This is a genomic window from Halomonas campaniensis (assembly GCF_014193375.1).
Lineage (GTDB): Bacteria > Pseudomonadota > Gammaproteobacteria > Pseudomonadales > Halomonadaceae > Halomonas > Halomonas campaniensis.
The window spans coordinates 147,420-170,513 of record NZ_JACHZF010000002.1; the positions used below are offsets into that span (position 1 = coordinate 147,420).

Annotated in this window: 18 protein-coding genes; 4 read left to right on the top strand and 14 right to left on the bottom strand. The window is 71.0% G+C overall.

Going from position 1 to position 23,094, the window contains the following annotated elements; all coding sequences use genetic code 11:
* Positions 1 to 51: 51 nt before the first annotated feature.
* Genes BDK63_RS01730 through ptsP form a run of 3 tightly spaced genes read right to left on the bottom strand, consistent with a single transcriptional unit; the run spans position 52 to position 5,686 of the window.
* The gene (locus BDK63_RS01730; protein WP_183329593.1) at positions 52 to 1,803 is read right to left on the bottom strand and encodes a PTS fructose-like transporter subunit IIB; all 1,752 of its coding nucleotides are present in this window, start codon (positions 1,801 to 1,803) and stop codon (positions 52 to 54) included.
* Entirely contained in the window at positions 1,800 to 2,774 is a 975-nt protein-coding gene (pfkB, locus tag BDK63_RS01735) for a 1-phosphofructokinase (RefSeq protein ID WP_183329594.1), read from the bottom strand. The genes BDK63_RS01730 and pfkB overlap by 4 nt, the downstream gene beginning before the upstream one ends.
* Positions 2,774 to 5,686 (bottom strand): phosphoenolpyruvate--protein phosphotransferase, encoded by a 2,913-nt coding sequence (ptsP, locus tag BDK63_RS01740; RefSeq protein WP_183329595.1) that lies wholly within the window; start codon positions 5,684 to 5,686, stop codon positions 2,774 to 2,776. The genes pfkB and ptsP overlap by 1 nt, the downstream gene beginning before the upstream one ends.
* Positions 5,687 to 5,875: 189 nt before the next feature.
* Between ptsP and cra the strand changes: the two genes are divergently transcribed.
* Positions 5,876 to 6,877: a catabolite repressor/activator gene (gene cra / locus BDK63_RS01745; protein ID WP_183329596.1), complete on the top strand. Its 1,002-nt coding sequence runs from the start codon at positions 5,876 to 5,878 to the stop codon at positions 6,875 to 6,877.
* On the opposite strand, the gene BDK63_RS01750 is transcribed toward cra, so the two are convergent.
* The 4 genes from BDK63_RS01750 to BDK63_RS01765 form a co-directional block, all read right to left on the bottom strand.
* Complete coding sequence (locus BDK63_RS01750; protein WP_183329597.1) at positions 6,874 to 7,896, bottom strand: Gfo/Idh/MocA family protein; 1,023 nt, start codon at positions 7,894 to 7,896, stop codon at positions 6,874 to 6,876. The two genes, cra and BDK63_RS01750, sit on opposite strands and share 4 nt — an antisense overlap.
* 25 nt (positions 7,897 to 7,921) lie before the next feature.
* A complete protein-coding gene (locus tag BDK63_RS01755; RefSeq protein ID WP_183329598.1) occupies positions 7,922 to 8,764 on the bottom strand; it encodes a carbohydrate ABC transporter permease in 843 nt (280 codons plus the stop codon).
* The gene (locus BDK63_RS01760) at positions 8,761 to 9,651 is read right to left on the bottom strand and encodes a carbohydrate ABC transporter permease (RefSeq protein WP_183329599.1); all 891 of its coding nucleotides are present in this window, start codon (positions 9,649 to 9,651) and stop codon (positions 8,761 to 8,763) included. Before BDK63_RS01760 ends, BDK63_RS01755 begins: the two co-directional genes overlap by 4 nt.
* Before the next feature lie 85 nt (positions 9,652 to 9,736).
* Positions 9,737 to 11,095: an ABC transporter substrate-binding protein gene (locus BDK63_RS01765; RefSeq protein ID WP_183329600.1), complete on the bottom strand. Its 1,359-nt coding sequence runs from the start codon at positions 11,093 to 11,095 to the stop codon at positions 9,737 to 9,739.
* A 447-nt stretch (positions 11,096 to 11,542) separates the two neighbouring features.
* Between BDK63_RS01765 and BDK63_RS01770 the strand changes: the two genes are divergently transcribed.
* Both BDK63_RS01770 and xylB read left to right on the top strand, forming a co-directional pair.
* A complete protein-coding gene (locus tag BDK63_RS01770) occupies positions 11,543 to 12,625 on the top strand; it encodes an ABC transporter ATP-binding protein (RefSeq protein ID WP_183329601.1) in 1,083 nt (360 codons plus the stop codon).
* 2 nt (positions 12,626 to 12,627) lie between these two features.
* Complete coding sequence (gene xylB, locus BDK63_RS01775) at positions 12,628 to 14,118, top strand: xylulokinase (protein ID WP_221202464.1); 1,491 nt, start codon at positions 12,628 to 12,630, stop codon at positions 14,116 to 14,118.
* On the opposite strand, the gene BDK63_RS18620 is transcribed toward xylB, so the two are convergent.
* From BDK63_RS18620 to BDK63_RS01810, 7 genes are all read right to left on the bottom strand, one after another.
* Positions 14,087 to 14,302, bottom strand: a complete 216-nt coding sequence (locus BDK63_RS18620; RefSeq protein WP_281379213.1) for a hypothetical protein — start codon at positions 14,300 to 14,302, stop codon at positions 14,087 to 14,089. The two genes, xylB and BDK63_RS18620, sit on opposite strands and share 32 nt — an antisense overlap.
* A 29-nt stretch (positions 14,303 to 14,331) precedes the next feature.
* Positions 14,332 to 15,300 (bottom strand): carbohydrate kinase family protein, encoded by a 969-nt coding sequence (locus BDK63_RS01785; RefSeq protein ID WP_183329602.1) that lies wholly within the window; start codon positions 15,298 to 15,300, stop codon positions 14,332 to 14,334.
* 40 nt (positions 15,301 to 15,340) lie between these two features.
* Positions 15,341 to 16,231, bottom strand: coding sequence for an aldo/keto reductase (locus BDK63_RS01790; RefSeq protein ID WP_183329603.1), 891 nt, complete (start codon positions 16,229 to 16,231; stop codon positions 15,341 to 15,343).
* Positions 16,228 to 17,115: a D-hexose-6-phosphate mutarotase gene (locus BDK63_RS01795; RefSeq protein ID WP_183329656.1), complete on the bottom strand. Its 888-nt coding sequence runs from the start codon at positions 17,113 to 17,115 to the stop codon at positions 16,228 to 16,230. Before BDK63_RS01795 ends, BDK63_RS01790 begins: the two co-directional genes overlap by 4 nt.
* Positions 17,116 to 17,158: 43 nt before the next feature.
* On the bottom strand, positions 17,159 to 18,124 hold the full coding sequence (gene glk / locus BDK63_RS01800) for a glucokinase (protein ID WP_183329604.1): 966 nt from the start codon (positions 18,122 to 18,124) through the stop codon (positions 17,159 to 17,161).
* 48 nt (positions 18,125 to 18,172) lie between these two features.
* Positions 18,173 to 20,059 carry a phosphogluconate dehydratase gene (gene edd, locus BDK63_RS01805; RefSeq protein ID WP_183329605.1) on the bottom strand — a complete coding sequence of 629 codons (1,887 nt, stop codon included), beginning with the start codon at positions 20,057 to 20,059 and terminating at the stop codon, positions 18,173 to 18,175.
* 133 nt (positions 20,060 to 20,192) lie between these two features.
* Positions 20,193 to 21,590, bottom strand: a complete 1,398-nt coding sequence (locus BDK63_RS01810) for a coniferyl aldehyde dehydrogenase (protein ID WP_183329606.1) — start codon at positions 21,588 to 21,590, stop codon at positions 20,193 to 20,195.
* Between the two features lie 330 nt (positions 21,591 to 21,920).
* Between BDK63_RS01810 and BDK63_RS01815 the strand changes: the two genes are divergently transcribed.
* A complete protein-coding gene (locus tag BDK63_RS01815) occupies positions 21,921 to 23,060 on the top strand; it encodes a GNAT family N-acetyltransferase (protein WP_183329607.1) in 1,140 nt (379 codons plus the stop codon).
* The last annotated feature ends 34 nt before the right edge of the window (positions 23,061 to 23,094 follow it).

Genomic DNA, 23,094 nt, shown 5'->3' on the forward strand with positions numbered 1-23,094 from the left:
TCTTGTAATAAAACAACGATTCGCCGCCCCCGTGGCCTGCCACGGCCATGGTCAGGTACTGGCGCCCACCGCCACCGGCGCGGCGCCGCGCTTGATCGCCGCATAGCCCAGGCCGGTGATCAGCGAGCCGATGACGATGGCGGCCAGGTAGAGCAGGGCCGGCGTGATGGCGTTGGGAATCAGCAGCACGAAGATGCCGCCGTGGGGGGCCATCAGCTGGGCCCCCACCAGCATCGACAGCGCCCCGGTCACCGCGCCGCCGAGGATGCAGGCCGGGATGACCCGCAGCGGGTCCTTGGCGGCGAAGGGAATGGCCCCCTCGCTGATGAAGCAGAGCCCGAGGACGAACGACGCCTTGCCCGCCTCGCGCTCGGGTTCGGAGAACTTGTGGCGTGCCACGAAGCTGGCGATGCCCATGCCGATGGCCGGCACCATGCCGGCGGCCATGATCGCCGCCATGGGGGCATAGGTCTGGGAGGCGAGCAGGCCGACCCCGAAGGTGTAGGCGGCCTTGTTGACCGGCCCGCCCAGGTCGAAGCACATCATGGCACCCAGCAGCACGCCCAGCAGCACGGCGTTGGCCGAACTCATGCCGGCGAGGAAGTCGGTCAGGGTGGCGAGGATCGCCGCCACCGGCTCGCCGATCACGTAGATCATGGTCAGGCCGGTGACCAGGCTGGCCACCAGCGGGATGATCAGGATCGGCTTGAGGGACTCGACGCTGGACGGCAGCCTGACGTGACGGGTCACGGCCAGCGCCACGTACCCGGCGAGGAAGCCGGCGAGGATGCCGCCGATGAAGCCGGCCTCGATATTGGCCGCCAGCATGCCGCCGATCATGCCCGGGGCGATGCCGGGACGGTCGGCGATGGAGTAGGCGATGTACCCGGCCAGCACCGGGATCATCAGGGCGAAGGCGGTGCCGCCGCCGATCTGCATCAGCGCCGCGGCCAGGGTGCCCTCCTGCTCGAAGGCCTCGATGCCGAACACGAAGGAGAGCGCGATCAGCAGCCCCCCGGCCACCACCATGGGCAGCATGAAGGAGACCCCGGTGAGCAGGTGCTTGTAGACCCCCTTCTCCTTGGCGCCCTTCCTTCCCTCTCCGCCGGCGGCCGGTGCGTTGGCGTGTTCCGTCTCGGCCTGCTCGAAGGCGGCCTCGAGGGTCGCCCGGGGCTTCTTGAGCGCCGCCCCGGTGGAGGTGCGGTAGACCCGCTTGCCGGCGAAGCGGGTAGGGTCCACCTCGATGTCGCAGGCCAGGACCACCAGGTCCGCCGCGGCGATCTCCTCCTCGGTGAGCCGGTCCTGGGCGCCCACCGACCCCTGGGTCTCCACGCGGATCTCGTGCCCCAGGGATTTCCCGGCTTCGCTCAGGGCCTCGGCGGCCATGAAGGTGTGGGCCACCCCGGTGGGGCAGGCCGTCACCGCCACAATCCGCGCGCCGGAGCCGGGGGCCGTGCCGGTGGCCAGCGCCGGGGCGGGGTCGTCGGCCGGGGTGAAGGCCTCGGCCTCGCGCTCGGCCCGCGCCAGGAAAGCGGCGGGGTCGGGCAGCGCCTGGTCGATGGGGGCCTGAAAGAGCCGCTTGCCGGCGAAGCGCTGCGGGTCGGGCACATGGTCGGCGGCCACGATGACCAGGTCGGCCGCCTGCAGGGCGGTCGCCGACAGCGGCGTGACGGGCTCGAGTTCGCCGTGCATCTCGACATCGACCCGCCAGCCGAGACGCTGGGCGGCCTGCTCCAGGCGGCGGGCGGCGAGGAAGGTGGTGGCCAGGCCGCTGGGGCAGGCGGTGACGATGATGGCGTTCATGCGAGGGCTCCCCCCGCGGCGACGTCGTTGAGGCGACGCACGCGGGTCTGTTGCTGGAGTTGCGGGAAGTCATCGGCGCGGACATGGCCCACGCCGACATGGCGGACGGACTCGGCGGACAGCGCGGTGGCGAAGCGCAGGACCTGTTCCGGCGTATGGCCGGATAGGATGCCGTGCAGCATGGCGGCCAGCAGGGTGTCGCCGGCGCCGACGGTGCTGGCCACGGCCAGGCGCGGGGGAACCGCCTGCCAGGCGCCGCGGCGGCTGATCCACAGCACCCCGGCCGGCCCGGCGGAGATCAGCGCCTCCTCGACGCCGGCGGCGTAGAGGCGAAGCGCTGCCCGGAGCCGGGTCTCGGCGGTGTCGAGGGGAGTGCCGGCCCAGGCCGCCAGCTCCTGTTCGTTGGGCTTGACCGCGGTGGGGCGGGCGTCGATGGCCCGTGCCAGGGCCTCGCCGCTGGTGTCGACCCATACCGCGAGGCCGGCGTCGCGCAGCCGGGCCACCAGGCCTGCCAGGTCCTCGGCGGCGACGCCGGGCGGCAGGCTGCCGGCGATCACCACCCCGGCGGGGCGGCGCTCGGCGTTGGCCAGGCGGGCGTCCAGCCAGTCGAGCAGGCGTTGCCAGCTGGCGGCGTCGATGCGCGCGCCCGGCCCATTGATGTCGGTGACCCGGCCGTCGGCCTCGGCGAGCTTGGCGTTGATTCGGGTCTCCCCCGGCACCCGCAGGAAGGCATCCTCCACGCCCAGGGCCTCGAAGGCGCGCAGGAAGGGGCCGTCGTTCTCCTCGCCGAGGAACCCCGACACCGTGACGTCGTGGCCCAGTTCGGCGAGTACCCGGGCCACGTTGACGCCCTTGCCGGCGGCGGCGAGGTGGGTGGCACGGGTGCGGTTGACGGCCCCGGGCTCCAGTCGCTCGAGGGTCACCGAGAGGTCCAGGGCCGGGTTCAGGGTCAGGGTGAGCACGCGGGCCATCAGCGCACCTCCAGGGCGTCGCGGACGGCCTCGCTGGTGGCCTGGGCCAGCGCCAGGGCGGCCTGGTCGCGGGCCTCCGCGAGGTCGAACTCGCGCAGACGCGCCTTGACCAGCGGCACCTGGCGGGCGCTCACCGACAGCTCGTCGACGCCGAGCCCCACCAGCACCGGCACGGCGGTGGCGTCCGAGGCCAGCTCGCCGCACACGCCGACCCACTTGCCGCGGGCATGGGCAGCGGCCACGGTCATCTCGATCAGCCGCAGCACCGCCGGGTGCAGGCCGTCGGCCTGGGCGGAGAGTTCGGGATGGTCGCGGTCGATGGCCAGGGTGTACTGGGTCAGGTCGTTGGTCCCCACCGAGAAGAAGTCCACCTCGTCGGCGAGGCTGGCGGCCAGCAGGGCGCTGGACGGCACCTCGACCATCACCCCGAGCTGCAGGTCAGTAGCGCGTTCGGCCTCGGGGATCTCCGCCAGCAGGCGGTCGACGATCGCCCGGGCGGCGCGGAACTCGCCGACGTCCTTGACCATGGGCAGCATGATGCGCAGCGGCCGGGTCTTTTTATTAACCCCAGCCGCAGGCGCTGTTCCCGATTTATCCGCGGGCGCCGCGGCCATCAGCAGGGCGCGCAGCTGGGTCTCGAGGACCTCGGGCCGGGTCAGGGCCAGGCGGATGCCGCGCAGGCCGAGGAAGGGGTTGTCCTCCTTCGGCATCGGCCAGTAGGGGAGCGGCTTGTCGCCCCCCACGTCGAAGGTGCGGGCCACCAGCGGCCGGCCGTCCAGGGCGTCCAGGGCCTCGCGGTATTCACCGACCTGGGTGTCGAGGTCCGGTTCGCGGGCGTGGGCCATGAACAGGAACTCGGTGCGCAGCAGGCCGATGCCCTCGGCGCCACGCGCCACCGCATCGGCGGCGTGGGCGGTGTTGCCCAGGTTGGCGGCCACCTCGACGCGGTGGCCGCAGCGGGTGCGTGCCTCGCCGAAGCGGGCCTCCCAGGCCTCGGCCGCGCGACGCTCGCGCTCCACCAGGCGCTGCTCGGCGGCGGCGCGCCGTTCGGCGGAGGGGGCGGGAACCACCCGGCCCCGCTCGCCGTCGAGGATCAGCTCGCTACCGTTCTCAAGGGTGAGCACCCGCTCGCCGGCCCCCACCACCGCCGGGATGCCCAGGGCGCGGGCCAGGATGGCGCTGTGGGCGGTGGCGCCGCCGCGGGCGGTGAGCAGGCCGCGGACCCGGGCGGTGTCGAGGCGCGCCACATCGGAGGGGCCGATGTCGTCGGTGATCAGGATATAGGGGTGGTCCGGCGGCGCCGGCAGCTCGACCCGGCAGAGCACCCCCAGCACCCGGCGACCGACGTCGCGCAGGTCGGCGGCGCGTTCGGCGAGCAGCCGGTCGGCGAGCATCTCCTGGGCGTGGGCCGCGGTCTCGATGGCGTCCCACCAGGCCGCCTCGGCGGAGCGGCCGTCCCGGATGCCCTCGCCGGCGGCCTCGAGGAGTTCGGGGTCGTTCAGCATCTCCTCGTGCATGGAGAGGATTTGGGCGACCTCGCCACCGCGCGCCTGGCGCACCAGGGCCTCCAGCTGTGTGGCGCCTTCGTGGATCGCCTGCTCCAGGCGGCGGCGCTCGGCCGCGGAGTCGGCGGCCCGGTCGGGATAGTCGAAGCGGGGCGTGCGCAGCACGAAGGCCGGGGCGATGGCCAGCCCGGGGGAGGCCGCGACGCCGGGGTGGGGCAGGTCGGCGGGCAGGGGCGTCAGGGGCGCGGCCGCTTCCCGGGGGGCGAGTCGCTCACGGCTCTCGTCGAAGGGCAGGACCTGCTCGCCCAGCCCCTCGGCGACGGCGCGGTCGAGCGCCTCGAGGGCCGCCTCGGCGCCCTCGCCCTCGGCGGAGAAGGCGAGCTGCTGGCCGCGGCGGGCCCCCAGACCGATCACCTTGGTCAGGCTGGTGGCCGGCACGGCTTCCCCGCCGCCCTCGGCGAGGCGCACGCGAATCGCAATGCCCTGGGCGCGAGCCACCTGCACCAGCTGCTTGGCCGGACGGGCGTGCAGCCCATGGGCGTTGAGGACCCGGGCCAGCCGGGTGTGGGCAGTGGCGGATTCCCCGGAGAGCCGGCCCAGCACGGTGGCGGCGTCGGCCCCCTTGAGCTCCCCCGCCTGGCCGCTCTCCAGCAGGGCCAGGATCCGCTCCAGCAGGCCGCGATGGGCCTCGCCCCGCGCCGCCAGGCAGAAGACTCCGGCGACCGGTTCGCCGTCTTCCGCCAGGGCGGGGGCGGGCGTCGCCAGGGCCAGGGCGGGCGTCTCCACGCCACGGTCGCTGGTGGCCAGCCACAGCCCCTGGCCGAGTCGCAGCGGGGCGCCTGCGGCCACCGCCGCGACGAAGCCTCCGGCCACGCAGTCGAGCTGGCGCAGGCGGGCGGCCCCGGCCAGGGCCAGCTCGCGGACATCGCGGGCGGGGAAGCCCAGGCAGAGGGTGTCGGCATCGAGGCGCGCCTCCACCACGGCCTTCGACAGCAGGGCGGCGATCTCCCCCGCCGAGGTAGCCTGCGCGAGGCGCTCGGCGACGCTGTCGTCGTCCAGCACATGGGTGAGCTGGCGCAGGATGTCCAGATGCTCGTCGCTCTGGGCGGCGATGGTCACCAGGGCATGCACGCGGTGGCCGTCGTGCCAGTCGATGCCGCGGGGGAACTGCAGCACCCGTACCCCGGTGGCCCTCACGTGCTCGCGGCTCTCCGGGGTGCCGTGGGGGATGGCGATGGCGTTGCCCAGGTAGGTGGAGGACTGGGCCTCGCGGGCATGCAGGCCGTCACGGTAGCCGGCCGTGACGAGGCCTGACCGCTGCAGCGTCTCGGCGGCGCTGTCCAGCGCGGCCCGCCAGTCGTCGGCATGGCAGTCCAGCAGGATGTCGTCGGGACTCAGGGTCAGCATGAGGGGGCTCCTGTGAGGGGGCAGGCCATGTCGGATAGCGTTGTCCGGCTTGGCTGAATCGTGTCACCTGTCTATACTCAAGGCTGGATCGATTCACTTGCGATGGCAAGTGGTCGCATCTACGACATTGGTAGGGGGAGGTCGCCACGCCCTGACGTACAATGGCGCGAACGCCACGGGAGGTAGCCCATGACACTCGCCGAAATCGCCCGGCTGGCCGGCGTCTCGCGCACCACGGCCAGCTACGTCATCAACGGCAAGGCCGAGGAGAAGCGCATCAGCGCCCGGACCGTGGAGCGGGTGATGGCCGTGGTGCGTGAACACCGCTACCGGGTGGATGCCCAGGCCGCCGCCCTGCGTCGCGGCACGAGCCGGACCCTGGGGCTGATCATTCCCGACCTGGAGAACGTCAGCTATGCGCGCCTGGCCAAGCGGCTGGAGCGCGGGGCCCGGGAGCAGGGCTACCAGCTGCTGATCGTCGGCTCCGATGACCGGCCCGATGCCGAGCGCGACCTGGCTCTGGCGCTGCGTGCCCAGCGCTGCGAGGTGCTGATCGTCGCCAGCTGCCTGCCCGAGGGTGACCCCTTCTACGGCGAGCTCCTGGCCGATGGCCTGCCGGTGATCGCCGTGGACCGCGGCCTCGATCCCGGGCGCTTCGCCAGCGTGGTGAGCAACGACCGCGAGGCGGCCGAGCGGCTGAGCCGCTCGGTGCTGGGCGAGAGGGTGGGCAGTGTGGCCTGGCTGGATGCGGTGCCGGGGCTCTCGATCACCGCCGAGCGGCGGGCCGGCTTCCGGCAGGCGCTGATAGACAGCGAGGCGCACCCGCTCATGTGCTGCGCCGAACGCTACGACCGGGAGCATGGCGCACGGCTGATGCGCGACCTGCTCGACGGCCATGGCCTGCCCGACGCCCTGATCACCGCCTCCTACACCCTGCTGGATGGCGTCTTCGACGTGCTGCTGGAGGAGGGCGGGCTGCCCCCGTCGCTGCGCCTGGCCACCTTCGGTGACAGCCGCCTGCTGGACTTCCTGCCGCTGCCGGTCAATTCGGCGGTGCAGGATCACGACCGGATCGCCGCGGCCGCCCTGCAGGCCGCCCTCGCCGCGGCGCGAGGAAGCTACCGGCCCGGGCCCACCGTGATTGCCCGCCAGCTGCGCTGGCGCCTGCCGGAGCGACAGGCCGTTCGTTAGTCCCCTGCCGGGGCCCGGTAGGTTCCGGGTGGCAGGCTGACCGTGCAACCCTCCTGGAGCGAGCGCCGACAGGCCGCCAGCAGTGTGGCCTGGTCGAGCAGTTCGCCGGGGGCATCGGGGGCCGGCCCTTCCCCCAGCGCCCAGCGGGAGAAGGCCTCGACCTGGTCGGGGTACTGGTCGCCGAAGACCGGTTCGCGGCGGGTACGGCCCCGCTCGTCGCGAATGACGATCTCGCCCACGCCGCCCTGCTTGTCGGGGCGGAAGGCGGCCGGCAGCAGCAGGCTGCCGTGGCTGCCGATCACCTCGTAGCGATTGAGCATGGTCTGCTGGAAGCTGGCGCCGAACTCGGCCAGGCGGCCGTCGGCGTAGGACAGCATGCCGTTCACGCTGGTATCCACGCCCAGCGCCTCGGGCATCCGGCCGATCACGGTCACCGCCTCGGGCATCCCGAGCAGCCGGCGGATGATGTCCAGCGGGTAGCAACCGACGTCGTGCAGGCTGCCGCCGGCGGCCGCGGCGGAGAGGCGGATGTTGTCGGCGCCCAGGTCCAGCGGGAAGGAGAACAGCCCGCGCACCTGGCGCACCTCGCCGATCTCGCCGCTGTCGAGGATCTCCCGGGCCCGGGCGTGCTGGGGGTGATGGCGGTACATGTAGCCCTCCATCAGTGCCACCCCGGCCTGGTCGCAGGCCGCCTGCATGGTCAAGGCCTCCTCGGCGTCGAGGGCGGCGGGCTTCTCGCACAGCACGTGCTTGCCGTGGCGGGCCGCCTCGCAGGCCCATCGGGCGTGGAGGTGGTTGGGCAGCGGCACGTAGACCGCCTCCACGTCGGGGTCCTCCAGCAGGTGGCGGAAGCCGTCGTGGGCGCGGGGGATGCCGTACTCGGCGGCCACGTCGCCGGCCTTGCCGCTCTCGCTGGCGATGGCGGTGAGCCGCGCGCTGGACGCGGCCTGGATGGCCGGGATCATCGCCTTGCGGGCGATCCCGGCGGTACTCAGGATGCCCCACTTGAGCTGTCTCATCGAAATCTCCTGATGGCGGATGCGTTCAGCCCTTCACCGCCCCGGCGGTCATGCCGGTCACGATATAGCGGTTGGCCAGCAGGGCGAAGATGATCACCGGCAGCACGATCAGGCTGGCGTAGGCGGCGATCACCCCGTACTGGGCGCCGGCTTCGACCCCGCCCATGAAGCGGGTGATGCCCACGGTCAGCGGCTGGGCGTCGCTGCCGGCCAGGAACAGCGCGAACAGATACTCGTTCCAGGACATGATGAAGACCAGGATGGCGAGGGCGTTGAGGCCCGGTCGTACCACCGGCAGCGAGATGCTCCAGAACAGGCGCCAGGGGCCGCAGCCGTCGACGATGGCGGCCTCCTCCATCTCTCTGGGCACGTTCTCGAAGAAGCCCACCATCATCCATACCGCGAAGGGGATATGGATCGACAGGTGGGCCAGCAGCAGCCCGATCCGCGAGCCGGATAGCCCCAGGTTGACGAAGATCAGGAACAGCGGCAGGGCCAGCACCACGTGGGGCAGGAAACGCATCGCCAGCACCGCGAAGGAGAGGCTGGAGCGCACCCGCGGCCGAAGCTTGGTGAGGCCGTAGGCCATGGGCACGCAGACCACCACCGAGATGATCACCGCGGCCGTGGCGATGAACAGGCTGTTGCGGAAGAAGAACCAGAAGTCACCGGCGCTGAAGGCCGTGGCGAAGTTGTCGAGGGTGAAGTCGCGCAGGGTCAGCAGCGCCAGGGGCGAGCGGAACATGGCGGTCTCGTTGAGGGCGGCGGCCAGCAGGATCAGCGGTGGTAGCAGGGCGATGATCAGCCACAGGGTCAGGCCGGCATACTGGCCACCGAGGACCAGGCGTCCCTTGGTGCGATCGTTCATGAGCTGGCCTCCTTGTTGACCTTGTAGACCTTGATGTAGAGCCAGGCGACCACGGCCATGATGATGAACATGGTGAAGGCGATGGTGTTGGCCATCCCCATGTCCTGATTGGCGATGCCGCGGTTGTAGGCGAGGATGCTCAGCACCGTGGTGGAGCGGCCCGGGCCACCGCCGGTCATGGTGAATACCATGTCGAACTCGCGGAAGGCGCTGGTCATGATGATGATCGACACGAACAGGATATGCGCGCGGATCATCGGCAGCACCACGTGCCAGAGGGTCTGGAAGGGACCTGCGCCGTCGACACGGGCCGCCTCGTAGAGCTCCTCGGGGATGGTGGTCAGGGCGGCGTAGAGCACCAGGATCGCCATCGGCGTGAGGTGCCAGGCATTGGTCAGGGCGGTGGCGAACAGCGCCGTGGAACGGTCGGTCAGCCAGTAGGGGCCGCCGATGCCGAGGAAGCCGAGCACCTGGTTGACGACCCCGAAGTCCGGCTCCCACATGAACAGCCGCCAGGTGATGCCGACGATCACCGGGGTCATCACGAAGGGCATCAGGAACAGGGCCATCCAGCCGGCCTTGAAGCGGATCTTCTTGCCGCTGAGCAGGAAGGCCACCAGCATGCCCACCACCAGGCAGCCGACGGTGTTGGCGATGGTGAACAGGGCGGTGACGCGCACCGAGTTCAGGAACAGCGGGTCCTCCAGGGCATAACGGTAGTTCTCGAGCCCGACGAACCACTGGTTGGCAAAGTCGTACAGGAAGACATCGTGCAGGCTGAAGCGGAAGGCGATCGCCAGCGGGAAGGCGACGATCAGCAGCATGGCGACCAGGCCGGGCAGCACGAAGTACCACCCCCGCGTGAAGCGGTTGAGATTGTTGTGCATGGGGGCTCACCTCGGAGCTTGTGGGGAAGGTCGAGTCGCAGCGTGCGGGGCGGCGCGACAACGCCGGCCCCGCTGCCTGTCGTCCTCAGTCGAGGTAGCCGGCGCGACGGAAGGTGCGTTCCATGTTGCGCACCCAGCGGCTCTGGGCCTGCTCGGGGGTCATGTCACCGCTGAGCACGTCGGTGGCGAAATCCACGGTGCCCTGCCACATCACGGTGCCGTACTCGGGGATGCCCTGGCGCACGAACACCTGCTGCAGCACCTGCTCGTAGGCCGGCAGGAAGCGCTCGTAGTGGGCCTCGAGGCCACGCAGCTCCTCGCTGGAGAAATGCGCCTCGCGGGAGAACTGCTGGGTCTGCTTGCCCCACTCGATCTCGTTGTCCTGCAGCATCCACTTCAGGAACTTGAAGGACTCCTCGGCATTGGGGGTGTCGAAGATGAACACCCCGCCGCCGCCCAGGAAGGGCACGCCCTGCTCGTAACCCTTGAGGTTGCCCTCGAAGGCAGGCAGGGGCTGATAGAGCACCTTGCCGGCGGATACCCCGTTCGGGTCCTCCACGGTGCCGAGACCCTGCGGCCACATGGTGGCCATGGCCAGGCGGCCGTCGCGGAAGTAGCTCAGGCCTTCCAGGAAGTCCCAGTTGCGGGCGGCGGGCGGCGCGGTGTCGTTGGCCAGGTCGACGAAGAGTTCGGCAGCCTCGACCAGGATCGGGTGGTCCAGGTCGGGCTGATAGTCCTCATCCCAGCCCTCCAGTCCCGTGGAGTAGAGCATCACGATGAAGCTGCGCGCCACGCCGCTGCCGGCGCCGAGGGCGTCGGTCCAGCCATAGAGGTCCTGCTCGAGCACCTCGCCGGCCACCGTCTCGCCGGCCTCGCGAGTGAAGAACTCGGCGACCTCGTAGAGCTCCTGCCAGGTCGCCGGGACCTCCAGGGCACGGCCGTACTGCGCCTCGAAGGCGGCCTGCTCATCGGGGTGTTCGAAGAAATCCTCCCGGGCGATCAGCATCGGCGCCGCCGGGGTGGTGGGCAGGGCGATGATGTCGCCGGGGCGCGCGCTGCTCTCCATGTGCGAGCGACGGATCAGTTCCGGGTAGGCGTCCAGATCGAAACCGTACTCCTCGATGAAGGGGGTCAGGTCGACCACGTGGTCGCGGAAGGTGCCGAACCAGCCCGGGCTGTGGTAACCCATGTCCCAGCGCCCGGTGCCGCCGATCGCCTCGATGGACATGCGGTCGCGCAACTGGTCGGGGGGCAGGATCTCGCCCACCACGCGGACCCCGGTCTGGCGCTCGTACTCCGGCGCAAAGTGTTCGATGACCGCATCGGCTTCCTCGCCGGGATGCAGGGCCCAGCGAATGGTAGTCTCTTCGGCATGGGCGATGGCGCTGCCGGTGGCCATCGCCAGGCCGAGCCCGGTCGCGGTAAGCAGTCGTGTTGTTGTCATGGATGATGTCTCCCAGCACGGTTGTTGTTGTGCGCACGTTTCAGCCGGATGATTCGGCTCGCTTGCATCCCGTGGATGACCCGCCACAAGCCAGTTCAGTGTGGCCAGTATGAGCGAGATCGCCCAAGGCTGTTTCCAACATAGTGGATTTGCAGAATCGTGTCACCTTGCGTATTTAATGCGCTAGAGTAGGGAGAGTGCCGCTGTCATGGAAGCTTGCCGAGGATGTCGGTGGAAAGCGGGGAGTCAGGGTAAAAGACTATTGAAATCAGATGGTTGAATCATGAGCTTCCGCTCAGATCAAGGACCGGTTGGCGGCTTTCCCTGAAGCGATGCCATCGGGCGATAGGGTTGCGGTGTTGAACTAATGTCTAACGATTTTATTGACTGAATCCGGCCGGTGGCCGGGATCGATCACGAATTAGACCAAAGTGGGATATAACAATCATGGCTAACATCAAGCTCGAGAATGTCCAGAAAAGCTTCGGCGACGAGACGGTCATTCATGACGTCAATATCGATATCCGGGACGGCGAGTTTGTCATCCTGGTGGGCCCCTCCGGCTGCGGCAAGTCGACCCTGCTGCGGATGATCGCCGGCCTCGAATCCGTCAGCGGCGGGGAGGTCCAGATCGGCGGCACCGTCGTCAACGATATGCCCCCCAAGGCGAGGGACATCGCCATGGTCTTCCAGAGCTACGCCCTCTATCCCCACATGACGGTGGCGGAGAACATGGGGTTCTCGCTGAAGCTTTCCAAGGTCGACAAGGCGGTCATCGAGGAGAAGGTCAACAATGCCGCGGCCATTCTCAATCTCGGCCCCCTTCTCAAGCGTCACCCTCGCGAGTTGTCCGGTGGCCAGCGCCAGCGTGTGGCCATGGGGCGTGCCATCGTGCGTGATCCCCAGGTGTTCCTGTTCGACGAGCCACTCTCCAACCTGGATGCCAAGCTGCGCGTCTCCATGCGCACCGAGATCAAGGAGCTCCACCAGCGTCTCAAGACCACGACCGTCTACGTGACCCACGACCAGATCGAGGCCATGACCATGGCCGACCGCATCGTCGTGCTGCACCAGGGGTACGTCCAGCAGATGGGCACGCCGCTGGAGCTCTACGATCACCCGGCCAACCTGTTCGTGGCCAGTTTCATCGGCTCGCCGGGGATGAACCTGATCCATGGCCGGCCCGGGCGGGAGACGCGCTTCGAGGTCAGGGGAGGGGGCGAGCTGCCATTGGGCGAACTGGATACCAGCAAGGCGCCTGGTGAGGCCGTGTATGGCATTCGCCCCGAGGACATCAGCCTGGTGGACGACGGCGTGCCGGTGGAGGTGGTCTCCGTGGAGCCCACGGGAGCCGAGATCCATGTGGTGGCCAGGCTCGGCGATCAGCATGTCACCGTGGTGTTCCGCGAGCGCCATGATGTCCATCCCGGCGACACCATTCACCTGGGCCTGAATCTCGAGAAGGTGCACCTCTTCGACGCCGACAGTGGTGAGCGTCTCGCCTGGCATACCACGACCCGGGCGGCCTGAACATGGCGAATGATATCTACCTCGGGCTGGATATCGGCACCTCGGCCGTCAAGGCGGTGCTGGTCGATGGCACGCAGCGCTGCCTGGCCACCGCCAGCCAGGACTACGCGGTGGATCATCCCTTCCCCGGCTGGGCCGAGCAGCATCCGGATCGCTGGTGGCAGGCGGTCGAGGAGGTAATGGGCAGGCTGCGTCAGCAGGCTGCCGAGGCACTCGCCGGCACGGTCGCGATCGGGCTCTCCGGTCAGATGCACGGGCTGGTCCTGCAGGACGAGGCCGGCGATGCCTTGCGTCCGGCGCTGCTGTGGAACGACAGCCGTGCCGAGCGGGAGTGCCGGCTGCTCGATGCAGAGCTACCCCGGCTGGGAGAGCTGACCGGCGTGGGCCCGATGCCCGCCTTCTGGCCCGCGAAGTTGCGATGGTTGTCCGGCCACGAACCGGATGTCCTGGCGCGGACCCGGTACCTGCTGCTGCCCAAGGACGAGGTGCGCTGGCGGATGAGCGGTGAACGGGTCACCGACATGTGTGATGCTGCCGGCACCCAGCTGCTCGATCAGGCCAGGCGCCAGTGGTCGGAGGAGGTGGTCGCCGCATGCGGGGTCGATCCCGCCTGGCTGCCGAGGCTGGTGGAGGGCAGCGAACCGGCGGGTCGACTGCACCCCGAGCTGGCGCAGCGTTGGGGGCTGCCCGAGGGCGTGGTGATCGCCGGCGGCGCGGGCGACGTGGCCGCCGGTGCCCTGGGCATCGGCGCCATCGAGGACGGCAGCGCCTTTCTTACCCTGGGCACCTCCAGCCAGCTCTTCGTGTCAACCCCGGGCTATCGCCCGGCCCCCGAGCATGCGCTCCACGCCTTTGCCCACGCACTGCCCGGCCGCTGGTTCCAGATGGCCGCACTCCTCAATGGTGCCAGCGCGCTCTCCTGGGTCGCCGGCCTGATGGGGGTGAGCATCGAGGGGGCCCTGGCCCGCGCCGAGGCGCGCGGTGACGCCCCCGAGTCGCTGCTGTTCCTGCCCTACCTCAACGGCGAGCGTACCCCCCACGACGATCCTGCGGCGCGCGGGGTGCTGTTCGGCCTGACGCCCGCCAGCGATGTCGGCGAGGTGACCCGGGCGGTACTCTCCGGGGTGGGATACAGCCTGCGGGAGGCGATGGAAGTGATCGAGTCGGCGGGGACGCCGGTGGCCAGGCTGGCGGCCATCGGTGGCGGGACGCGAAGCGATCTGTGGCTGCAGCTGCTGGCCGATATCCTCGAGCGGCCGCTGGTGCGCTATCGCGACAGCGAGACGGGCCCGGCCTTCGGAGCGGCCCGACTGGCACGGCTGGCGGTGACCGGCGAGTCGCCCGAGGCGGTGTGTCGGGTGCCCGAGATCGACCGGGTCTTCACGCCGTCCGAGCCGCTCGGCCGGCATGCCGCTTCCTACGCTCGCTTCCTGCGCCTCTACCGGGTACTCAAGCCGGAGTTCACTGCCGGGATGAGATCGCCCAGAGGTTGATGGCGGCATCCTTCGGGGCATGCCGGTCGATCTCGGCAAGCTCCGCCTCGGCGAAGGCGAGGTTGTCCCCGTCGCCGACGTTGTGCCACAGCCCCGGGGACAGGGCGGGCAGCTGCAGGCCGCTCTTCCCGCAGCGGCGGTAGTGCATGGCGTCATAGCGTGATGCTTCGGCCTGGTGGGGCATGGGGGAACTCCTTCTCGGCAGGCAATGCCTCAGCGCTTCAGCTGCTGCAGGTCCTCGCGGGTCGGCAGGGCGACGTAGGCGCCGGGGCGGGTCACGGCGTGGGCGCCGCAGCGGCAGGCCGTCTCCACGGCGCGGGCCAGGAACGCCTCGTCGCGCTGCCAGCCCTCCGGGCCCGCGCTGCCGAGGTGCTCGGCGAGTTCGGCCAGCAGCCCGCCGATGAAGGCGTCCCCGCCGGCGGTGGTGTCCACCGCCTCGACGGCGGGGGGCGTCACCCGCCGTTCGATGCCCACCCCCAGCAGCCGCACGTCACCCGGCCCGTCGGTGATCACGACGGCCTTGACCCCGGCAGCCAGCCGCTCGGCCAGCCAGGCGTCCTCCGGGTGGTCGGCGCGCAGGTAGCCGAGCTCGTCGCTGGAGAGCTTGAGCAGGTCGGCGGCGTCGAGCAGGCGGGTCACCAGGCTGATGTCGGCCTGGCCGGTCGCCCACAGGTTGTGGCGCAGGTTGGCGTCCACGCTGACCAGGCAGCCGGCGCGGCGGGCCATCTCGGCCATGGCCAGGGTAGTCTCGGCGATCTCCGGCTCGGTCAGGCTGTTGCTGCACAGATGCAGGATGGCGGGCTCGGCGAACACGCCCTGGGGCAGGTGCTCGAGCCGGTAGAGCAGGTCGGCGGCCGGTGGCCGGTAGAAGTCGAAGGTGCGCTCCCCCGCGGCGTCCCGGGAGACGAAGGCCAGCGCCGTGCGCGCTTCGCGGGTGCGCACCACGCCCGAGGTGTCGACGCCGTGGGCGGCGAGCTCCGCGGCGAGGAAGTCGCCGAAGTGGTCGTCTCCGAGCATGCCCAGGAAGCGGCTGGGCACGCCCAGCCGGGCGCAGGCCACGGCCACGTTGGCGGGGGCGCCGCCGGCATAGGGGGTGAACGTCTCGGGGCCCTGCCCGGCATCGCCGAGGCGGCTGGAGAGCATGTCGACCAGGGCCTCGCCGAAGGCAATCACGGGTATCATCGGGGGTCTCCTCAAAAGGGGGCGGGTGGGTCGAGCGCCGTCAGGCGACCGGGTGGCCGCGGGCGGCCTCGAGCAGGGCGTACCACTCGGGACGGACCAGGGAGAGGTCGGCATCCCGCGCCAGGTCGTCGATGCGTTCGGCGCGCAGGCTGCCGATCACCGGCACCGGCCGCCCCGGCAGGGCGCGCAGCCAGGCCAGCGCCACGCCGGCCGGGGTGGCACCGTGGACCCCGGCCAGGTGGTCCAGCAGGCCCACGGCCGGGCCCTGGAAGACCCGGCCGCCACCCAGCGGCGACCAGACCAGCGGCGCCAGGCCGTCGGCCACCAGCGCATCGTAGCGGCCATCGAACAGCGGCGTGGCGTGGTCCAGGGAGAGCTGTAGCTGGTGGGCCTCCAGCCGGTGATGCATGGCGGCCTGGAGGCGTCGCCACTGTTCGGGCAGGAAGTTCGAGACCCCGGCAGCACCGATCTTGCCGGCGGCGATGGCATCGTCCAGGGCGCGACCGGTGGCCGCGGCCTCCATCAGCGGGTCGGGGCGGTGGATCAGGAAGTGGTCGAGGCGCTCCACCCCGAGGCGCGAGAGGGCCGCATCGATGGCTCGCGTCAGGGCGGCCGGCGAGCTGTCGTAGTGCTTGACCCCGGTATCCTGGTGGCCGACCCGCGAGGCGTCGCGCTCGGGGGTGACGATGCCCGCCTTGGTCACTACCTTCACTCGCCCCGCCAGGGCCGGGCGAGCGCGCAGGGCGGCGCCGAACAGCGCCTCGCCCTGGCCGTCGCCGTAGATGTCGGCATGGTCGAACCAGCCGAGGCCCTCGTCGAGCCGCGCCTCGATCCAGTCGGCCAGGCGCCCGGGGACATGGAGTGCCGGTACCTCGTGCAGGCGCATCATGCCGAGCAGGAAGGGGGCGTCGATGCGGGGCGCGGCGCTCATGAGGCCGCATCCGCCACCGAGAGCGTGGTGCCGAGCAGGTGCTGGGCGCCCGGGACCAGCCACACCGGGTCGAGCCGGGTGTTGGCCGACTCCACGCACAGGAAGCGGCGGGCGGCCTCCTCGGGGGTGTCGTCGGGCAGCGCCTCGCCGGGGTGCCAGATCACCGCCGAGTCGCTGCCCTGGCGGGCGATGCGCAGGCGGCGCGAGCCGTCGTCCAGGGTGAGCTCGGCGTTGCTGTGGTAGATGCGGTCGAGCCCGCCGCGTACCCCGAGCTCGCCCTGCTGGTCCCGTTCGGCGAAGCCGGCCAGCTTGTCCAGGTAGCGGGCACCGGCCAGCCCCTCGACGCGGCAGGCGAAGGCGTCGCCCACGGCCAGGTAGCTGTGCAGGGCGCCGCTGATCTTCACCGGCGTCTCGCCGACGTGCTCGGTGATCAGCTCCAGGTGGAGGCGGCGGGCATTGGCCTGGACCACCAGCCGCGGCGCCAGCTGGGTATGCAGGCGCCCCTCGGGCGAGAGGTGCAGCTCCACGCCCTCCTCGTGGTCATCCACCGCGTCCAGCCGCCAGTCGGCCTTGCGCGCCGGGCCATGGAAGGGGCCCGAGCGATCCGGCGACTCGTCGGCATAGCGGTCGTCGGCGAACCAGGGCCAGCAGAGCGGGATGCCGCCGCGGATCGCCCCGGGCAGGGCCTGGGGGGTGGGCGTCACCCAGAGCCAGCCGTCGCTGCCGTCACCGGCCGGAAGATAGTGCAGGACCTGGGCGCCTTGCAGGGAAACGGCCAGCTCGCCCCAGGCCTCGTTGGCCAGCCACACCTCGCGGCCGGCCCATTCGGCGCGGCGCCGGCCGCGGGTCTCGTCGAGCAGGGTTCGCAGGCTTCGTGGAATCATCATTCGACCTCTTCCGTCGCGTTACTCGACTTCTTCCGTCGATTCATTCGACCTCTGGATTATGCAGGGCCTCGGCGGCGCCCAGCAGCCCCGGCCAGGGCGCGGTGACCAGGTGCACGGGGATCGCCGCCGTGTAGGCGCCCATGCGCCCCTTGGCGGCGAAGGCCTCGCAGAAGCGGCTCCGCGGCAGCCACTCCCGCAGCCGGGGCAGGATGCCGCCGCACAGGGTGACGCCGCCGCGGGCGCCCATCGTCAGGGCCGCGTCGCCGCAGACGTCGCCGAGGATCTTCAGGAACCGCAGCAGGGTATCACGGGCCACCGGGTCGCCGTCGGCTGCGGCGGTGACCTCGGCGGGGGTGGCGTAGCGGGGCGGGGCGCCCTTCAGCGAACAGTGGGCCAGGTAGAGGTCCAGCAGCCCCTGGCCGCACAGCAGGCGCTCCACCGAGACGCGGCCGTAGCGGTTGCGGAAGTGGCGCAGCAGGTTCTGCTCGCGCTCGTCGGTGGGGGCGAAGGTGACATGCCCCCCCTCGGTGGGCAGCGGGATCCAGGCGTGGCGGCCGGGGAAGAGCCCGGCCACGCCGAGGCCGGTGCCGGGGCCGATCACCAGCCGGGCCGCATGGGGGATCGCCTCGCCGGGCTGCACCTCGACCAGGTCGTCCTCGGCCAGGTGGGGCACGCCCAGCGCCTGGGCGGTGAAGTCGTTGATCACCTTGAACAGCGAGAGCTCAAGCGCGGCCTGGGCCTCGGCCCGGGAGAAGGACCAGGGGTTGTTGGTCATGGTGACCCGGTCGCCGCGGATCGGGCAGGCGAAGGCCAGGCAGGCCTCGCGCGGGGCCCCTTCGCCGGTGGCGCCGACCCGAGCCAGGTAGTCGCGTACCGCCTCCACCAGGCCGGGGTAGTCGGCGCAGGGCAGGGCGAGGATGTCGTGGGGCGCGAAGCCGCCCGGGGTCACCAGGGCGAAGCGCGCGTTGGTGCCGCCAATGTCCCCAATAAGAGCGGGTCGAGTCATCGTCGATATGTCCTTTCTGTCTACGGCGCTTCTCGCCATGGCCGCAGCTCAGGCGTCCTCGTCGTGGATCTGGCCGGCCTGGCGCGCCAGGTCGTCGGCCTCGAAGCCGCCGAACACCGAGGCGCCCTGCTCGGAGCCGCTGGCCAGGTGGCGGAAGCCGGCGAACAGCTCGCGGCCCAGCCCCACGTGGTAGTGGTCGAGATGCGGCTCGCCGACCTCGCGATCGGCCCAGGCATCGGCACTGACCCCGACCTCGAGGGTGCCGGCATTGGCGTCCAGGCGGACGATATCGCCGTCGCGCAGTCTCGCCAGGGGGCCGCCGTCCAGGGCTTCCGGGGTCATGTGGATGGCCGCCGGCACCTTGCCGGAGGCGCCGGACATGCGCCCGTCGGTGACCAGCGCCACCTGGAAGCCGCGGTCCTGGAGCACGCCGAGATAGGGCGTGAGCTTGTGCAGCTCCGGCATGCCGTTGGCCTTGGGGCCCTGGTAGCGCACCACTACCACCACGTCGCGATCCAGCTCGCCGGCCTCGAAGGCCGCCTTGAGCTCGTTCTGGTCCTCGAAGATCCTTGCCGGGGCCTCCACCAGGCGATGCGCCTCGGCCACCGCCGAGACCTTGATCACCCCGCGGCCCAGGTTGCCGTCCAGCACGGTGAGGCCGCCGGTGGGGGCGAAGGGGTCGGCCACGCCGCGCAGCACGTCCCGGTCGAGGCTCTCGGTGGGGCCCTCGCGCCAGGTCAGCTTGCCGTCCTCGAGGAAGGGCTCCCGGGTGTAGGCGGTCAGGTCGCTGCCGAACACCGTGGGGATGTCGCCGTGGATCAGCCCGGCGCCGAGCAGCTCGCGGATCAGCAGGCTCATGCCGCCGGCGGCCTGGAAGTGGTTCACGTCGGCCTGGCCGTTGGGGTAGATGCGGGTCAGGCTGGGGGTCACCGCGGAGAGGGCGGTGAAGTCGTCCCAGGTGATGGTGAGGCCCGCCGCGGCGGCCATGGCCACCAGGTGCAGGGTGTGGTTGGTGGAGCCGCCGGAGGCCAGCAGGCCGACCATGGCGTTGACGATGGCGCGCTCGTCGATCTGCCGGTAGAAGGGGCGGTAGTCGCCCCCGACCTCGGTGTTGCGGATCGCCTGCTCGGCGGCGTAGCGGGTCAGCGCCTCGCGCAACGGCGTGCCCGGGTTGACGAAGGAGGCGCCGGGCAGGTGCAGGCCCATGATCTCCATCATCAGCTGGTTGGAGTTGGCGGTGCCGTAGAAGGTGCAGGTGCCCGGGCTGTGGTAGGAGGCGGACTCCGCCTCGAGCAGTTCGTCGCGGCCCACCTTGCCCTCGGCATAGAGCTGGCGGATGCGCGCCTTCTCCTTGTTGGGCAGGCCGCTCTCCATGGGGCCGGCAGGCACGAACAGCGCCGGCAGGTGGCCGAAGCGCGCCGCGCCGATGAACAGGCCCGGAACGATCTTGTCGCAGACGCCCAGGTAGAGGGCGGCATCGAACATGTTGTGGGAGAGCGCCACGGCAGTGGCCATGGCGATCACCTCCCGGGAGAACAGCGACAGCTCCATCCCGGGCTGGCCCTGGGTCACCCCGTCGCACATGGCCGGCACGCCGCCGGCGAACTGGGCGGTGGAGCCCATGGCCCGGGCGGCCTCCTTGAGGATCGCCGGGTAGTCCTCCAGAGGCTGGTGGGCCGAGAGCATGTCGTTGTAGGAGGAGACGACCCCCAGGTTGGCGCTGTTCATCAGCTTGAGGCGGCCCTTGTCCTCCGTGCCGCAGGCGGCGAAGCCGTGGGCCAGGTTGCCGCAGGAGAGCTCGCCGCGATGTACGCCGCGCCGGTGCTGGTCGGCCATGCGCGCCTCGTAGAGGGCGCGGCGCTCGGCGGAGCGCTCGCGGATGCGTCGGGTGACATCGGCGACGGTGGCGTTCAGTTCGGGGGTCGGCGTGGCCATGGGGCACCTCGGTCTCTTGTGGCGTGTTTGGTAAGTTTACCAAAATTTAATCCGGATTCCTCGCCATCCTAGCCGGAGTCTCGGCATTTTTGTAGTTTTATTACCTTGAGCTTTTGGCTGACGTCGCTTCCGGCTAGAGCCCCAGCAGCCTGAGCAGCCAGCGGCGGTAGGGGGGATTCAGCAGCCCCACGGCATTGTGCCGCGCCTGGAGGAAGACGCTGCGCTCCAGGCTGAAGCGCAGGAAGCCGGCCTCGCCCTGGTAGGCCCCCATGCCGCTCTCGCCCACGCCGCCGAAGGGCAGCGCCGGCACGGCGTTGTGCCACAGGGTGTCGTTGAACACCACGCCGCCGGAGTGGGTCGTCTCCAGCAGCCGCTGCCGTTGCCCGGGGTCGTCGGTGAAGGCGTAGAGCGCCAGCGGACGGGGGCCGGCGTTGACATGGCCGATGGCGGCGTCGAGGTCGCGCACGCCGACGATCGGCAGCCAGGGGCCGAAGATCTCCTCGCGCATCAGCGACAGGCCCTCGTGGGGGTCGATCACCAGGGTCGGCGGCAGCTTGGCCCCGCCGCCCGGCAGCTCGACACGCTCGCCCAGGGCGATCACCCGGCAGCCATGGTCGCGGGCCTCCTCCAGCATCCCCTCGAGCCGCGCTCGCTGGCGGGCCCCGAGCACGGCGCTGTAGTCCTCGCTGGCGGTGCCCCGGGGGTAGAAGTCGGCCACCGTCCGGCGCATTGCCTCGATGAAGGCGCCGAGCCGCGAGGCCTCGATCAGCACGTGGTCCGGGGCGATGCAGGTCTGGCCGGCGTTGAGCCACTTGCCGAAGGCGATGCGCTCGGCGGCCTTGGCGAGGTCGGCGTCCCGGCAGACGATCGCCGGGGTCTTGCCGCCCAGCTCCAGGGTGATGGGCGTCAGGTTGGCGGCGGCCGCCCGGGCCACCTCCCGCCCGGTGTCGGCGTGGCCGGTGAACAGCAGGTGGTCCAGCGGCAGCGCCGCGAAGTCGCGGGCCGTCTCCACCCCGCCCAGCACCACGCAGAGCTCCTCGGCGCCGAAGTAGCGGTCGACCAGGCGGGACAGCAGCTCGCTGGTGGCGGGGGTGTGCTCGCTGGGCTTGATCATCACCCGGTTGCCGGCGGCCAGGGCATCCACCGCCGGCAGCAGGGCCAGGTTCCAGGGATAGTTGGAGGGGGCGATGATGCCCACCACGCCGAGCGGCTGGCGATGGATCCTGGCCCGGCCGGGCTTGAGCCGCCAGGGCACCGGCGCGCGGCGTGGTCGCATCCAGCGCCTGAGGTGGCGCCGCGCATGGCGCACCGCCTGGAGCACCGTGGCGACCTCCGCCAGGCGGGTCTCGGCCTCGGCGCGGTGGCCGAAGTCGCGGCCGATGGCACGGGCGATCTCGTCGCGGTGGCGGCGGGTCAGGGTCGCCAGCCGGGCCAGCCGGTCGCGGCGGATGGCCAGGCCGGGGTAGGGCTCGGCCGCGAAGGCGCGACGCTGGGCGTCGAACTGCGCCTGCAGCTCGCGGACATCGGTCATGCACGTCTCCGTGTGTCGGTGAGGATGGAAGGAGGCTCGGACACTGGGCACAATGTAGGCCTTCTGCCAACGGCTTGTCAGCAGCTGGTGCGGAGGCATCGCTCGGAGCTTATCCGAGGGCAGGCCTGCGAGGAGGCGCTGTGAACCCCTCCCTGGGCGCTACCGACGCCCTGCTTCGCTCTCGCGTCCTGCTCCGCTTGCAGGACCAGTGCTGGCCATCCATGGCCAGCCCGTTCGAAGCAGTGCTTCTCACCTCTGGCGTAGGACCTCCTCTTCGGCCTGCCCCCGGCCCTTCTCGCTTTAGATAGCTGTAATTGCCCAGGAGCCTCTATGACTCAGCTGGTGCTGCAAGAACTCCCCGCCATCGAGGCGGTGCCGGCCGCGGCCTGGAACGCCCTGGTCGGCGATGACCACCCCTTCCTGCGCCACGAGTTCCTGCACGCCCTGGAGGCCAGCGGCTCGGTGAGCCGGGCCACCGGCTGGGTGCCGCGCCACCTGACGCTGTGGCGGGGCGAGGCGCTGGTGGGGGTGATGCCCCACTACCACAAGTACCACTCCTTCGGGGAGTACGTCTTCGACTGGAGCTGGGCCGATGCCTGGGAGCGGGCCGGCGGCCGCTACTACCCCAAGGGGCTCACGGCGATTCCCTACACGCCGGCACCCGGGCCTCGCCTGGCGCTGGCGGAAGGGGTCGACCCCCTGGCGGCCCGGGAACTGCTGGCCACGGCCTGGGAGGCGGGCGAGCTCTCCAGCTGGCACCTGCTGTTCGCCCCCGACGAGGAGGCGGCCGCCTGGCAGGCGGCGCGCCCCGGCCTGCTGGCCCGCCACGGGGTCCAGTTCCAGTGGCGGGACGCCGGCTACGGCGACTTCGACGGCTTCCTGGCTGCCATGACCGCGAAGCGGCGCAAGGCGATCCGCCGCGAGCGGCGCATCGTCGCCGACCAGGGGCTGACCCTGCATCGCCTCGAGGGGGCGGCGATCGACGCCGCGGCGCTCGAGCACTTCTTCCACTGCTACGGGATCACCTACCGGGAGCGCGGCCGCCACGGCTACCTCAACCTCGACTTCTTCCGTCGCCTGCACGCCTCGATGCCCGACAGCCTGCTGCTGGTGCAGGCCAGGCTGGACGACACCCCGGTGGCCGCCGCCCTCTGCCTGCAGGGGGCGCGCACCCTCTACGGCCGCTACTGGGGCAGCGAGGTGGTGGCCGACTGCCTGCACTTCGAGGCCTGCTACTACCAGGGCATCGAGCACTGCCTGGCGCGGGGGCTGACCACCTTCGACCCGGGCACCCAGGGCGAGCACAAGCTGTCCCGGGGCTTCGGCCCGCGCCTGTTGACGTCGCTTCACCACATCGCCGACCCTCGCCTGCGCGACGCGGTGGCGCGCTTCTGCGCCGAGGAGCGGGCCCATGTCAGGGCCTACTGCGCCGCCGCCGAACAGGCGCTGCCGTTTCGCAGCCGTCGGTGAACGAGCGCCCCGAGATTGGCCCTGCCTCCGGACG

What these genes read in the sequence shown, in the direction of transcription:
- xylB (WP_221202464.1), top strand. Translation starts at nt 12,628, where the DNA reads ATGGCGAATGATATCTACCTCGGGCTGGATATCGGCACCTCGGCCGTC.
- edd (WP_183329605.1), bottom strand. Translation starts at nt 20,059, where the DNA reads ATGGCCACGCCGACCCCCGAACTGAACGCCACCGTCGCCGATGTCACC.
- BDK63_RS01790 (WP_183329603.1), bottom strand. Translation starts at nt 16,231, where the DNA reads ATGAGCGCCGCGCCCCGCATCGACGCCCCCTTCCTGCTCGGCATGATG.
- BDK63_RS01755 (WP_183329598.1), bottom strand. Translation starts at nt 8,764, where the DNA reads ATGAACGATCGCACCAAGGGACGCCTGGTCCTCGGTGGCCAGTATGCC.
- BDK63_RS01770 (WP_183329601.1), top strand. Translation starts at nt 11,543, where the DNA reads ATGGCTAACATCAAGCTCGAGAATGTCCAGAAAAGCTTCGGCGACGAG.
- BDK63_RS01810 (WP_183329606.1), bottom strand. Translation starts at nt 21,590, where the DNA reads ATGACCGATGTCCGCGAGCTGCAGGCGCAGTTCGACGCCCAGCGTCGC.
- BDK63_RS01815 (WP_183329607.1), top strand. Translation starts at nt 21,921, where the DNA reads ATGACTCAGCTGGTGCTGCAAGAACTCCCCGCCATCGAGGCGGTGCCG.
- BDK63_RS01750 (WP_183329597.1), bottom strand. Translation starts at nt 7,896, where the DNA reads ATGAGACAGCTCAAGTGGGGCATCCTGAGTACCGCCGGGATCGCCCGC.
- BDK63_RS01785 (WP_183329602.1), bottom strand. Translation starts at nt 15,300, where the DNA reads ATGATACCCGTGATTGCCTTCGGCGAGGCCCTGGTCGACATGCTCTCC.
- cra (WP_183329596.1), top strand. Translation starts at nt 5,876, where the DNA reads ATGACACTCGCCGAAATCGCCCGGCTGGCCGGCGTCTCGCGCACCACG.
- glk (WP_183329604.1), bottom strand. Translation starts at nt 18,124, where the DNA reads ATGACTCGACCCGCTCTTATTGGGGACATTGGCGGCACCAACGCGCGC.
- BDK63_RS01765 (WP_183329600.1), bottom strand. Translation starts at nt 11,095, where the DNA reads ATGACAACAACACGACTGCTTACCGCGACCGGGCTCGGCCTGGCGATG.
- ptsP (WP_183329595.1), bottom strand. Translation starts at nt 5,686, where the DNA reads ATGCTGACCCTGAGTCCCGACGACATCCTGCTGGACTGCCATGCCGAC.
- BDK63_RS18620 (WP_281379213.1), bottom strand. Translation starts at nt 14,302, where the DNA reads ATGCCCCACCAGGCCGAAGCATCACGCTATGACGCCATGCACTACCGC.
- BDK63_RS01760 (WP_183329599.1), bottom strand. Translation starts at nt 9,651, where the DNA reads ATGCACAACAATCTCAACCGCTTCACGCGGGGGTGGTACTTCGTGCTG.
- BDK63_RS01795 (WP_183329656.1), bottom strand. Translation starts at nt 17,115, where the DNA reads ATGATTCCACGAAGCCTGCGAACCCTGCTCGACGAGACCCGCGGCCGG.
- pfkB (WP_183329594.1), bottom strand. Translation starts at nt 2,774, where the DNA reads ATGGCCCGCGTGCTCACCCTGACCCTGAACCCGGCCCTGGACCTCTCG.
- BDK63_RS01730 (WP_183329593.1), bottom strand. Translation starts at nt 1,803, where the DNA reads ATGAACGCCATCATCGTCACCGCCTGCCCCAGCGGCCTGGCCACCACC.